This window comes from Afipia dichlorophenoxyacetatis (assembly GCF_055386385.1).
This window is the reverse complement of record NZ_AP029250.1, coordinates 1,630,634-1,645,043: the sequence shown is the minus strand read 5'-3', so window position 1 is coordinate 1,645,043 and position 14,410 is coordinate 1,630,634. Positions and strand designations below refer to the sequence as shown.

Sequence of the window (14,410 nt, the reverse complement as noted above, 5' to 3'; positions counted from 1 at the left end):
AGAATGATCTTTCCCTTACTGGAGGTTGCAGGTCAAGGAACCGGCATGGTGAATGAAGGATGTCTTTTCACTGTGGTTAAATCGCCACGGTGGTCATTCCTTTGATCCGGAGTTCCCGCGGGCATTGACGCCGCTGCCGACTCTTGCTTGGTTAATGAAATTAATTTTTTAGTTTTTCGGGGACAGCATGCGCGCCAGATTTTTGAATGTTTTCAGGGCTTCCGCTGTTTCGGCGACAATGCTCGCGGTAAGCACGCTAACGGCCGGGGCCGCCGACATGGGGTTGATGATGTCCCCGGGAGCCAGCGCGAGAAGCTGCTCCGACATCGTCCTGACCTGCGAAAATGGCCGTGAATACCCAATTTGCCCAATCGCGGTGAGCGTGGCGGGCGAGTTGGTGACTGCGTCAGTCCACACCGGGCCGCGCCGGTCCATCTATGTGCGGCTAGTGCCCATGGGCGTCGGTTATCGCTATGCCGGCAAGGGCTTCTGGATCGACGGCTGGCGTGAAAATGCCTCGGTCAATTTCGGCAATAACAGCTCGGTGGCCTGCGCCGTCCAGCGGTCCTGAGCGACCGATCCGGCGTTATCGAGACATGCAAATGACGCGCTAGCCGGCGCCTCATTCTGACTCATCCCCAACTATCCGATTTCGCTCTCGGGTCTCCCCTCTCAAGATTTGCGCTCGTTGAGAGTCACCTCTTAAGGTTTGCGCTGGTTGAGAATTCCCTCGCCCGCAGCTTGTCGCGCCGGCGCCCTGTGCCGCGCGAATCGGCTATGGGCCGTAGGGCTACCCCGGCGACTCATCGGGAAGATGCGAAGGCGGCTTATCCGCGGGTACGCAACACCACCCGTGACGAGCGCGGATACATGTAGGCCTTTGGCTGAACATAGACCGGGCAGTGCTCGTACCAGCTATGCTGCTGCCAATTCCAGCGCCAGCAGCCCGATTCAATTGCCGGTTCACGGCCGATGCCCGGCCAGTACGGCTCTTCACCGAAAGCCATCGCATCGGTAGAGCCGGCAACAGCTGCAACAAACGCAAGCGCCGAAAGGGTCTTGAAAATCGGTTTGGTCATTCCTGCCTCAAAATCGATTGATCAATGAACCATCACACCAGGAGCGTGCCAAACACCAGGCGGCCCGGCAAGCGCTATGATGCACCTCGCCTCCTGACACGGCCACCTTAGTGACGCCGCGCGCGGCAGCCTCACCTCTCCCTGAACGCGCGCGAGATCTGATCGGCGAGCGGTTTGATAAGATAGGACAGCACCGTCCTATCGCTGGTCTTGATGAACGACTCCACGACCATGCCGGGAACGATCTTCACCTCGCCAAGGCGTTCGATCTCCGACGGCGGGATGCCGATACGGACCGTGTAGTAGGATTGCCCTGTTCTTTGGTCGGTGGTGGTGTCGGCAGAAACCCGATTGACGATTCCGTCGATCTGCGGCGTGGTCCGAGCATTGAAGGCCGAGAAACGCAGCGACGCCGCCTGCCCCAAGACCAGCTGATCGATATCTTGCGGTGCGACCTTGGCTTCGACGGCAAGAAGGTCATGCGACGGCACAATGAGCATCATCTGCTCGCCGGGACCAACCACGCCACCGACGGTGTGAACCGTGAGTTCGTGCACCGTCCCGTCCTGAGGCGCCCGGATATCGATCCGCTTCAGCTGGTCTTCGGCCGCAACCTTGCGTTCGCTGAACTCACCAACCTTGCCATCGACCTCGCGCAGCTCTTTCGCGACATCGCTGGCGAGAGTCTGGTCGATATTCAGGATCTGCAGGTTGATTTCAGCCACCTTGCCGCGCGACTGCGCGATCGACGCGATCAATTGGGCGCGCTCGCCGCCGAGCCGGGCCGCCTCACGCTCCAGCGACGTCAAACGCGTGAGCTGGATCAATTTCTTATCCCACAGCTCGGATACGCCAGCGAGTTCACGTTGAATGAGATCAATTTCCTGGCCCTTGGACGCCTGCTGCGCTTCGAGCCCTTTCACTTCCTCGTTCAGCTGAACGATGCGTTCCTGAAGCTGCTCCTTCTGGCCGGTTCGCGCCGTGCGACGCATCTCGAACAGCCGCCGCTCTCCTTCCACGACCTTCATGACGTAAGGATCGGATTCCCGGCCTTCAAATTCAGGTGCCTTATGAACCTGATCGAGGCCGTCGCGCTCGCTTTCGAGCCGCGCCGCGCGCGCGTACAGTTCGTTCAGTCCGTTCACGACAATGCTGAGGTTGGCGCGCAGCGTCGTTTCATCGAGACGCACCAGAATGTCGCCGGCATGGACATAGTCGCCGTTGCGGACATTGAGCGCACCGACGACACCGCCGGTCGGATGCTGGACTTTCTTGACGCTGGAATCGACGACGATCGAGCCCGGCGCGATCAGCGCGCCGGATATATCCGTGGTCGCAGCCCAGCCACCGAAACCACCAACGACCAGCAGCAGGCCGACGGCACCGATGAGCGTATGTGAGCGGATCGACCGGACCGGGTCGAATTCAGCCGCAATTGCTGTGGAACTCATCGCTGTCCTCCCGCAACCGCGACGACCTTACCCGGCATCGGGGAAGCATCGCGCCGCAGGATCTGCGACAACACCTCATCCTTCGGACCAAAGCCTTGCTGGCGGCCATTGTTCAGCGCCAGCACGTAATCCACACCACCCAACGCACTCGGACGATGCGCAACAACGATGACGATACCGCCGCGCGCACGAACGCCGAGGATGGCTTGCGTCAAAGCTTCATCGCCTTCGGAATCGAGGTTTGAATTCGGTTCGTCGAGCACGAGAAGGAAGGGGTCACCGTAAAGCGCACGCGCAAGCGCGATGCGCTGCTGCTGGCCACCCGATAGATTGCGTCCCTGCTCGCCCACAGGCGTGTCGTACCCTTGGGGCAGGCGCACGATCAGTTCGTGAACGCCCGCAGCCTTTGCGGCGCTGACAACAGTCGCGGGATCTGCGTGCGGATCGAAACGCGCGATGTTCTCTCCGACTGTGCCTTCAATCAGTTCGACACTCTGCGGCAAGAAGCCGATGTAACGCCCGCGGCTCTCCGGTGACCACTGATCAAGCGCGGCGGCATCGAGCCGTACGCTGCCGCGTGCCGTCGGCCACACGCCGATGAGAGCACGGATCAAGGACGACTTGCCCGATGCACTTGGACCGATGATTCCAAGACCGCTACCGCTTTTCAGCATGAACGTGATGTCCTGGACGATCGCCCGCGTCGACTGCGGTGGCGTGACTGTCACACCTTCGACAGAGACCATGCTCGAAGGAGCCGGAAGCGGCGTCGGCTCGGGAGTGACCGGCAGCGTGTTGAACAGCTTTTCCAAGCGCAGCCGCGCCTGACGCGCAGCGACGAGAGCCTTCCACTGGGAAATCGCAAGATCGACCGGCGCAAGCGCGCGCGCCGAAAGAATGGATGACGCAATGATGATACCGGCCGTCGCCTGCTGGTTGATGACGAGATAGGCGCCAACCGCCAGCACAACGGACTGCAGCAGCATACGGAAGATTTTACTCATCGAGCCGAGGCCATCCGTGACGTCGCTCGCCTTCAACTGCTTCACCACATAGCTGCGATTCATGGACTGCCAGCGTTGATGCAGGCGATCCGTCATGCCAAGCGCCGTGATCACCTCGGCATTCCGGCGGCTCAGCTCCGCAAGACGCGAGCGCTGGGCACCGGCTTCCGTGGCTTCCCGCACGGCGTTCTTGGAATACATGTCGGTGACCAGGGTCAACGCGACCAGGATGATCGCACCAACGAGAACCGTCACGCCAATCCAGACGTGGAATGCGAAACAGATGGCAAGATAGAACGGCAGCCACGGGATATCGAACAGGGCTGTCGGTCCGCGGCCCGAGAGATAGCTGCGGATCGTATCGAGATCACGGACGGGCTGAATGCCTTCGCCACCGGACGGCGCTTGCAACGGCAATCGCACCACCAGCCGATAGACCCGCTCGGTCAACATCGCATCGAGGCGCATTGCGATCCGGCTCAAGAGCCGTCCGCGGATCGCATCAAGCAGACCCTGAAAAAGGTAGAGCACGACCACGAGCGACAGAAGGCCCACAAGGGTCGGCACGCTCCGGCTCGGGATCACGCGGTCGTACACTTCGAGCATGAACAGCGAGCCCGTCAGCGCGAGGATATTGAGAACCGCGCTGAACAAACCGAATGTAACGAACGCACTGCGGCATGCGGACAGAGCCCGCCCTAGTTCCGTTTTTGCGGAAGGAGCCGAAGAGCCACGCGCAGGCGCATCAGACATATTTCGATAAACCATGGCGTGGCCAAACACAAAAAGGCCTGGCGACGCTGCTTACGCAACACACCGGGCAACACCAATAAACGCAACATGAAAACTCATGCTTCTCTATCGAGTGACATAGATCAGAATTGTAACAGTCCTCTGACAAGGAAAAATGAGGCGTCTTTCGACGCCTCATTTCCACATCTGATTTATCGACTTCCTTAGGCGAAGTGGAAATCATCCACAGTGAGGTGAGCCTTGGTGATCCCGCTCAGGGTCAGCGTCGATCCGTCGGTATACTGGAGCTGAACTCCCGTAGCCGTATCGTGGACGGCAGCCATCAGAGCGTCGAAGTTCGCGAATGAGTGCGAGTCAACCTCGATCACATCGTGAACTGGCCCATCAGCCTTGAAGTTGGCCACGGTGTCCTGACCATCGCCCGGCTTGAAGACGAATGTATCACTGCCGGTTCCTCCGATGAGCAGGTCGTTGCCCTGTCCACCGACGAGCCGATCATTGCCGCTGTTGGAGATCAATGTGTCATTCCCGGCACCGCCGTTGAGCACCTCATTGCCGGAACCGCCGGTGATCGTGTCGTTGCCGGCATCGCCGTTGAGCACCGTGTTGCCGGAGCCGCCGACAATGGTGTCATTGCCGTCGCCGCCGTTGACCGTTGCATTGCCGGTCAGCGCCATCACGGTGTCATTACCAGCCCCTGCATCGACGATATCCGAGCCGGAAGCGGTGAAGATCACGTCAGCTCCATCGCCACCGATGATGTGATCGTCGCCAGCGGTGTCGAACAGCACATCCGGCCCATTGGTTCCGTTGATCACATGCATGTCGGTCACGCCATTGACGGTGAGCATGAACTCGCCCGTCGTCTGCGCACCGTTGCTGTCCTCGGCGGTGTAGGTGATGCTGACGTGAGCCTGATCTCCGTCGTTGAGGGCGCCGAAGATATCTCCGCCATCGAACTGCAGCTTGCCGTCCACAATGTGGAAAGCGTTGGCGGCAGCGTCCTTGCTCAGGTCGATGCCGTCCACGCTATCAATGCTGAAGCCCTTGAGGGTCGGGTGACCGTCCTCCACGTCCTTGTCGTTGGCGACCAGATCGAACGTCGCCACGTCATGCTCACCGACCTGCCCCACATCGTTCGTGGCGACCGGCGCGTCGTTGACCGGATTGATGGTCACATCGATCGTTGTCTGCACCGTCGCATGGCCATCGCTGACCGCGACAACGAAGCTGTCGTGGCCGTTGAAGTCCTGGTCCGGCGCATAGTTCCACGTACCATCCTTCATGAGGACGAATGAACCGTGATGCGTAGCACCGTCGTCCACCAGCGTGTAGGTGAGCTTATCGCCATCCGCATCCGTCGCAGCGATCGCACCGGAGGTGGTGTGATCTTCGTCGCTCGTGACGTGGGTCGTCGCATCGACCGTCGGAGCATGGTTGGTCGCGTCGACGACGCCGTTGCGATCAATGCTGCCGTCTTTGAAGACGATGTTTTCAACACCACCATCATCGAACTGATCGGAAACGACAATCGTGCTGCCGTCCTTCGTGGTGATGACAAGATCCTCACCGTGCCGCGCCAGCGTCACGTCGCTGATGTTGAAATCGCTCAGGTTCAGCGTATCGAAGTCACCCGCGTTACCCGCTCCTTCGACGATCGTGTCGTTTCCGTCACCGGCGAAGTAGTTGAAGGTATCCGATCCCGTGCCACCGATCAGCGTGTCGTTACCACCGCCGCCGGTGAGGATATCGTTGCCCGCACCAGCATCCACGGTGATGGCGCTGGTGGAGCTGACGACATCCGTCAGCACGTCGTTGCCGTCACCAAGGACGATGGTGCCGGTAATCTGCGAGTTGCCGGTCAGATTCACCTGATCGTCGCCCGCACCCATATCGACCTTGCCGTCGATCAGGCCCGCGTTGTTCAAGATGTCGTTGCCGCCATCGGTGAAGATACCGCCAATGATCTTACCGGTCGCGGTGTTGGTGATCGTATCGGCGAAGCTGCCGAGGATGTCGATCGCCTCGCGGCCATCGATCCTGGCCTGCATCGCATCCGCATCCTGCTGAGCGACACCCGTCGGACCATTGCCGTCACCCTGGATGGTGCCGTCGTTAATGATTGTAGTCGCCACCAACGCCGGGCCATTGCTGGAGTTGTCGACCTGGATCGCACGACCGTAACCGTAGATCTCACCGCCTTCGTAGTTGTGGATCGTGCCGCCGCCGATTGCCACGCCTTCGGACACGTTGGCTTCACCATCGTGATAGCCGTTAGCGCCTTCACCGCGGATCGAGCCGTAGTTGTCGAGATGAAGGATGCCATCGACGTCAACAGCATCACCGTCGCTATCGCTGATGTTGGCCGACTTACCCAGCATTGTGCCGTAGTTGGTGACGAAGGCAGCGTGATCTTCCGTCTCGCTGTTGTCCATGTTCACCGCCGAGCCGTTATCACCGACGATCAGGCCGCCCGCGTCGTTGATGACGTGGATGCCGATCGGACCGGTGATGGCGTGACGGGCGCCTTCGATCACACCGGTCGAGGTGTTGTGGATCGTCGCGGTCGCGCCGTTCAGCGTAATCGCATCGGCCTTGGTGCCAGGCGTGGACGTGACGTCGATAGTGCCGCTATTGATGACAACGGCATCAACATCGCCCCCACTGATACCAATTGCGAACTTGGTGCCCTGCACCAAGCCGCCCTGATCGACCGTCAGGGTCTGACCGCCGGTCAGGCCCATGGCTGTCGCCGCCGAACCGCTGGTGATCGTCGCACCATTCTCCACTTCGATGTTCGCACCGGAGAAGCCGTTGCCGAGCTTCCAGCTGCCGCTGACGATGTTCAGGGTCTCGACGTTGGTGGACGAACCGACAATACCGACCACGGAACTGTCTGCCGCGGCGTAGGCGTTGATCGTGTCAACGCCGTCACCGCCGTCGATCGTGCCTGCGGTCGAGCCGGCATAATCGTTGAACACGTCGTCGCCCGCGCCGAGCAACACTGTGCCAGTGATGATGCCGGTATTGGTGACGGTGTCGTCGCCGTCGCCCATGTTCACCGCCGATCCCGCCATCGCGGTGATGCTGCCGGCGTTGCTCAGGGTGTCGTTGCCACCATCGGTGAAAATACCGCCAATGATCTTGCCGGTCGCGGTGTTGGTGATCGTGTCGGCCTGGCTGCCGATAGTGTCGATCGCCTCCGCACCGTTGATCTTGGCCTGCATCGTCGCGGCATCCGCATCGGCAACTCCGGTCGGACCATGGCCATCGCCCTGGATCGTGCCGTCGTTGATGATGGTGACCGCTGCAGGCGCACCGCCATTGCTCGAGTCATCGACTTCGATCGCACGGCCATAGCCGTAGATCTCGCCACCTTCGTAGTTGTGAATCGAACCGCCACCGATTGCGACACCCTCGGAGATGTTGGCGTCGATAGCTGCGGTTCCGCCGTGATAGCCGTTGGCACCCTCACCCCGGACCGAGCCGTAGTTGTCGAGTTGCAACAGACCGTCGACGTCGATCGCATCGCCATCGCTGTCAGCGATGTTGGCCGAGTCACCCAACATCGTGCCGTGGTTGGTGATGAAGGCCGTCTGCGATGGATCGGAACTGTTGTCCATGTTCACGGCAGAGCCGTTGTGACCGACGATCAAACCACCTTCATCGTTGATGACGGTGATGCCGCCCGGACCGGTGATGGCGTGACGGCTGCCCTCGATGTCACCGGTCGCACCATTGTGAATGGTCGCTGTACCCGCGGAGATCGAGATGGCGTCGTCTTTCTTTCCAGCAGCAGCGGTCGTTTCGATCAGGCCATCGTTATTGACGGTCGTTGTCGATGTCGCGTTGCCGATGGAGAGCCCGGTGGAGACTCCCTTGATAGAGCCGCCCTGATGGTTGTTGATCGTGATCGTGCTGGAATTAACGCTGCGGAAATCGACACCAACGCCCCCGGTTGATGCGATCATGCCGTAGTTTTCGAGATCAACGGTACCGCCAATGCTGGCGCCAGAAGTCAAGCTCACCGCGGCGGCATTAGTGCTCATGACTCCGGTGGCTTCGTTGGTGATGGTCACCGCGAACCCGTTGACGGTCAGTGTTCCGCCAACATCACTCGTGCTATTGCCGGTCATCGTGCCCGAGTTATCGAGCGTGCCACCGTTGATTGCGAACGCCACCATCGCAGCGCCGGTCCCGGATGTGACAGTTCCACCCTGCTGGATAGTCACGCTCTTCGCACCGCTGATCGAACTTCCCACCAGGGTTGCTCCGGTATCGACCGTGACGTTCGTCACGCCAGTGATCGGAGACGTGCCACCTACGAAAGCGGCTGGATTGCTCCATGTGCCGCTGACGACGTTCAGATTCTCGACATTGACCATCTTGCTCATCAGACCAGTCGCTGTGACACCAGCGGTGGCATAGAGATTGACCGTGTCGTTGCCGTCACCGCCATCGATCTGACCCGACGTGGAGCCGACATATTCGTTGAATGTGTCGTCGCCCGCGCCGAGCAATACCGCGCCAGTGATGATGCCGGTATTGGTCACGGTGTCGTCGCCGTCCCCCATGTTCACCGCCGATCCCGCCATCGCGGTGATGCTGCCGGCGTTGCTCAGGGTGTCGTTGCCGCCATCGGTGAAGATGCCGCCAATGATCTTGCCGGTCGCCGTGTTGGTGATCGTGTCGGCGAAGCTGCCGAGGATGTCGATCGCTTCGCGGCCTGCGATGACGATGCCGGCATCCGAACCCGGTTCGAAGTTCTGCGGACCGTGACCGTCACCCTGGATGGTGCCTTCGTTGTAGATCGTGGTCGCGGCCAGCGCCGGTCCGTTGGCGGAGTCGTCCACTTGAATGGCACGGCCATAACCGTAGATCGTCGCGCCAGCGTAGTTGTTGATCACGCCGCCGCCGATCGCCACGCCTTCGGAGACGTTGGCGCCGCCGTTGTGGGTGCCATTGGCACCTTCGCCACGGATCGTACCGTAGTTATCAAGCTTCACCAGGGCGTCGACATCGACCGCGTCGCCGTCGCTATCGTCATAGCCCATCGACTGGCCGAGCATGGTGCCGTGGTTGGTCACGAAGACCGTGTTTGCGACACCTGGCTTGTTGTCGACGTTCACCGCCGAACCATTGCGGCCGATCATCGTGCCGCCTTCATCATTGATGACGGTCAGCGCGCCCTTACCGGACACCGCGTGATGCGAGCCTTCGATGAGCCCACCATCCTCGTTGTGCACCGAACCACCACCTGTGGAGTTCTTGAAAGCAATGGCGTCCTTGCCTGCAATCAGATTGCCATCGCTGTCCGTGTAATCGTCCATGCTGCGGATCGTGCCCGCGTTGTCGATGATATTCCCGGCGCCGGCCTGAATGACGTTCTGGTCTGCGCGTGTGGTGATCAAGCCACCGGCGTGATTGACGATCGTGGTGGCTGTGCCGGCAGAGCTGGCGTTGATCGCAATGGTGTTGTTGTCGTCAGCACCGATAATTTCGCCTGAGTTGTCGATCGTGGTTGTCACGCCGACCAGAACGATGCCACCGGAAATAACCCCGGTCTCATGGTTGTTGATGGTCACGTTGCCGGTAGGAGGCACGAAGATCACGTCGTCCATCGTCCCGACTTCGGCGATACCCTTGATCGTGCCGGAGTTGTCGATGACCGCGTTCAGATCCCCCTTCAGCAGAAGCGACGTTCCGGGCACTTCCTCCGGATTGCCGTCAGTATCAAAGCCGATAGCGTAGGATTCAACAGAGCCCCCCTGCTCAACCGTGAGATGCTGGCTGCCGGTGAGCGCCAATGGATCGGCTGTCCCCTGAACGTTCCGGATCTTGGCGCCGCCCTTCACATCGATATTGCTGAAGGACGAAGCGTCGGTGACGGCCCATGTGCCGCTCTCGACGACCAGGTTTTCGGCGTTGACCACGGCACCGAGGATGCCTGTGGCAGCGCTGCCATCGGTTGCGAACAGATCGACCGTGTCGTTGCCGTCACCAAGATCGATCTTGCCGGTGACACTCGAGCCAACATAGGCGTCGAAGGTGTCGCTGCCGCCGTCGGTGAAGATGCCGCCGATAATCTGTCCCTTGTTGGTGATGGTATCGCCGAAGGTCCCGAGGATGTCGATCGCTTCACGGTCTATGAGGTTGATGCCGGCATCCGAACCCGGCTCGAAGTTCTCCGGACCGTGGCCGTCACCCTGGATAATGCCCTCGTTATAGATCGTGGTTGCAGCCAGCGCTGCACCATTGGCGGAGTCGTCGACCTGGATCGCACGGCCATAGCCGTAGATCGTTGCACCCGCGTAGTTGTTGATGGTGCCGCCGCCGGCCGCAATGCCTTCGGAGACGTTGGCGCCGCCCTTGTGAGTGCCGTTGGCTCCCAAGCCGCGGATCTGGCCATAATTGTCCAGATTCAGCAGGCCGTCGACGTCAACCGCGTCGCCGTCGCTATCGTCCTGGTCCGGATTGGCCATGCCGAGCATGGTGCCGTAGTTGGTCACTGTCACAATGCTGGTCACATCGTTGTCGATGTTCACCGCGCTGCCGCTCTGGCCGATGATCGTGCCATTTGCGTCGTTGATGACGGTGATGCCCTGCGACCCGGTGATGCCGTGGTGCGCACCGATGATGGTGCCGCCGGCATGATTATGGACCGTGCCGTTGCCGTCATCCTGGAAGTCGATGGCGTCGTTGAGGTCCTTGCTGGCAAATACAGAGGAGATGGCACCGAAGTTCTCAATGGTGGTGTTGCCGCCGCCGCGAACCGCGTCGGCATCAATCGCCATGATGATGCCGCCGGCTTCGTTGGTGATGGTGATCGCGGTGCTCTTCGCGGTCACATCGCTCAGGTCAATCGCCTGGCCGCCGTTGGCCGTGATGGTGCCGGCGTTGTCGATGCTGACAGTGCCGTCCTTGAAATTGCCCTTGATCCGGATCGCGTCATCACCCGAGGTAATGCTGCCGCCCTTCAAGACATTGACGGTCAGCGTCGAGCCGTCGTCGAGGCCATCGTCAGCAGTGATGGCGCGGTCATCCGCAACGGTGAGCGAGCCGCCGACCGTGATGGCCATGCTGTGTTCGACCGAGATCTGGCTGACCATCGCCGCACCGGCCGCGATGTTGATCGCATTGTAGTCCTCGGTGCCGTCCACGGTCCACGTGCCGGCATCGACGTCCAGCGTCTCGACATTGGCGGTCTCGCCGAATGTACCGGCGCCGTTGCCCAGCAGGTGTACCGTGTCGTTGCCGGAGCCGAGGTCGATCAGACCAGAAGTCGAGGAGCCGGTGTAGGCGTCGAAAGTATCGTTGCCGCCGTCGGTGAATACGCTGCCGTCAATGACACCCTTGTTGGTGATGGTATCGGCGAAAGTGCCGGTGATCGAAATCGCTTCGCCGTTGCCGCCCTGAATAGTGCCTTCATTGGTAATGGTCGTTGCCGCAAAGGCGCTGCCGTCGTTGCTGTCATCGACGGTGATGGCGCGCTGGTCGCTGACGATCACGCCACCGACTTCGTTGTGGATCGTACCGCCACCGACGGCGAGGGCTTCGTTCAGACCATCGGTGGTCAAGCCAACCGCCTTGATGGTTCCAAAATTGTCGATGTTCACCAGACCGTCAACATCAACGCCATCAGCGTCGGCTCCATTCACGGCATGGCCAACGATCACTCCCTTCGCAGAGTTGACAACGACGGTCGTGGTGGTCGAAGCCGTATCCAGGTTGATGCCGGAGCCGCTTTCGCCCGAAATCGTTCCGTTGTTGCTGACGTTGATCGGGGCATCACCGGTAATGCCGTGACGCGCACCATCGATCAAACCACCTTCATAGTTGTTGACGACACCGCCCGACCGCGTCTGGAAGTCGATGGCATCATTGCCGTCTGACGAGCTGCTGCCGTTGTGGCTGACGATCTGACCGTAGTTGTTAATCGTAGCGTTAATCCCACCACGGATGGCGTCAGCATCGGCCGCTTGGATCACGCCGGTCGCGTTGTTGGTGATGATCGTATGAGCGTTGGGCGACGAGTTATCATCGAGGTCGAGCGCCTGGCCGGCATTATTACCTGTCCCGGTCGACTTGATCATTCCATCGTTGACGATGGTCAGAGTTCCAGTAACGGTCCCCTGAAGATTCGAAATCTTGATCGCGTCCTTGACGGCTTGAATCGTTGCTCCGGATTCGTTGTCGATCGTCAGGTTTCCGCCGCTGGAGCCGCTGGTCGAAATCGCGCGGGTGCTTCCCGAGATATTGCCGAAGTTGTCGAGAATGGCGCCTGGCGCCGTGCCACCGCCGGTCCATGTCACGGCGGTCGAACCGGACACGGTCACGTTGCTCAGGATCGTGACGTGGTCGTTGTTTCCAATCGTCAGCGACGACGCGTTGCTCGACACAACCGTGCCGCCATCATCGTTAGCGATGGTGCCGGTGGCCGCCGCTGTGCCGATCGTGACAGTCGCGCTCGGATTGCTGGCAGAGGTGAGCGTCAGCGTAAAGGATTCGGACGGCTCAGGAGTCGTGTCGCCGGAGATTGTGACCGTGACGGTGGCTGAGGTCGCGCCTGCTGCGATCGTGCCGTTGAACATCGAAGACGGCAGAGTGCCGCCGAAATCGGCAGCGTCTGTCGTGCCCTTGTCGAAGGTGCCAGAGAACGAGATCGCACCCGTCGTGTCTCCGCTGCGGGTGACAGTGAAGGTCATCGTCTTCGTGCCGTTGTCGCCCTCAGTGACGGAAACGCTTGTTGGCGAGAACGAAATGCTCTGGGCCGCGGGCGCGTTGGCAGTGAACGGAGTGGTTGCAAATGGAGCATTCGGCGCCGTTCCGTCTGCGCTCTGATTGCCACTGCCGTCCTGCGTAATCCAGTTCGCCGAATTGTTGATGAGATTTAGATAGCTTGAGAAATCCGCCTGCCCCGTCCGCGCGCCATTATATGCCATGATATCGAGGCCGCCCGTGAAACTCACAGCGGTTGCACCGGCAACTAGGCCCGTGTTGTTGAGATTGCCATCGCTCGTACCATAGCCAACGTTTGAAATTGCAGCCAAGAATGTCGGTGCAGCAGTCGTTCCGGTAAATGCGTAAACAACTTCGCTATCGTTCGATAGGCCGGTGTTGGTCGTATTTGTGAATTTTACGCTGCCTACATTGGTGCCCAATGTTCCGCTGCCAATATTGTCGATGTCGATGATCGTGCCGGCGGCGACATCACTCGTTGCCGTCCACTGAAACACGCTCTCGGAAGATGAGAAGCTCGTTCCGTTCCAGGCATTGTCCGTGAAGTTGATCACCGTACCAGAGGCAATATTGGTCAGAGCGACAAAGGAAAGATTGTCGTTGCCGTCGCCGTTGTAACCGGTGAAAGCGATCGAACCTGCGGTGAGATTGGCAGCCATGGAAAATCTCCAGAAATTCAGACGTGCAAAAGGGTGGCTTCAAAAGCGAAGCGATGAACGTTTGGTGTGGCGAGACGCTGCCCGATCAAAAAGCCGGGCAACGAGAAGCTTGCAAGATTAGTGAATTGAATAAACCGGCAGAACGCGCGGCCAAGTCTCAGATTGGATCGTATGGTGTCGGTGAGAGAACGGAACCGCCGTTGTCATCATCGTCGTCAAACTCCAGCCCGCCACCTCATCCGACACATGCGGGACGGAGATAGCTAAACAGCTTTCAATCAATGGCGCAGGCGCGCCCCCAAATACGCACGCGCGCCTGTTGAGACGCATGTCCGTCGCTTGGTTGCATCGTATAGGGGGCACGCGTAACAACTTGGTGACGAATTCTTAACCACGTTGAACGAGTCGTGAGTTGACGAGATTTTCTGTTCACAACGCGACGTGCTGATACATCAACACTGCCTCAAATTTCGCAGTGCGAGACTCACTGAAGATAATTGCGAAGAGAGAAAAATAATCCGTTCGCACAGAGAACAATTCCATTTGCGATTCGGAGCGCTGCTCTCTCAAATGGAAGTTTAGTTCTAGAACTACAGATGAAAACCGCTGCAATTCTAGTCACAGCGTTCGAAACATTGGATGGTGCGCATCCTTCTTCCGTAGCGGAGCATCTCGCATGAACGCATCAAGCAAAGAAAACTGATCGTGCAGCGATGAAGCAGAGC

General features: G+C 59.6%; 5 protein-coding genes. 1 reads left to right on the top strand and 4 read right to left on the bottom strand.

The genetic code is table 11. From position 1 onward, the window contains the following. Positions 1-187: 187 nt before the first annotated feature. Positions 188-571 (top strand): hypothetical protein, encoded by a 384-nt coding sequence (locus ACZ5C3_RS07590; RefSeq protein ID WP_464036554.1) that lies wholly within the window; start codon positions 188-190, stop codon positions 569-571. 256 nt (positions 572-827) lie between these two features. Here ACZ5C3_RS07590 and ACZ5C3_RS07585 read toward each other — a convergent pair whose 3' ends face one another. From ACZ5C3_RS07585 to ACZ5C3_RS07570, 4 genes are all read right to left on the bottom strand, one after another. Beyond that, positions 828-1,079, bottom strand: a complete 252-nt coding sequence (locus ACZ5C3_RS07585; RefSeq protein ID WP_464036552.1) for a hypothetical protein — start codon at positions 1,077-1,079, stop codon at positions 828-830. A 131-nt stretch (positions 1,080-1,210) separates the two neighbouring features. Beyond that, positions 1,211-2,530 (bottom strand): HlyD family type I secretion periplasmic adaptor subunit, encoded by a 1,320-nt coding sequence (locus ACZ5C3_RS07580; RefSeq protein WP_464036550.1) that lies wholly within the window; start codon positions 2,528-2,530, stop codon positions 1,211-1,213. Beyond that, positions 2,527-4,287 (bottom strand): type I secretion system permease/ATPase, encoded by a 1,761-nt coding sequence (locus ACZ5C3_RS07575; protein WP_464036548.1) that lies wholly within the window; start codon positions 4,285-4,287, stop codon positions 2,527-2,529. Before ACZ5C3_RS07575 ends, ACZ5C3_RS07580 begins: the two co-directional genes overlap by 4 nt. A gap of 203 nt (positions 4,288-4,490) precedes the next feature. Further along, a complete protein-coding gene (locus tag ACZ5C3_RS07570; RefSeq protein WP_464036547.1) occupies positions 4,491-13,685 on the bottom strand; it encodes an Ig-like domain-containing protein in 9,195 nt (3,064 codons plus the stop codon). Positions 13,686-14,410 lie beyond the last annotated feature (725 nt).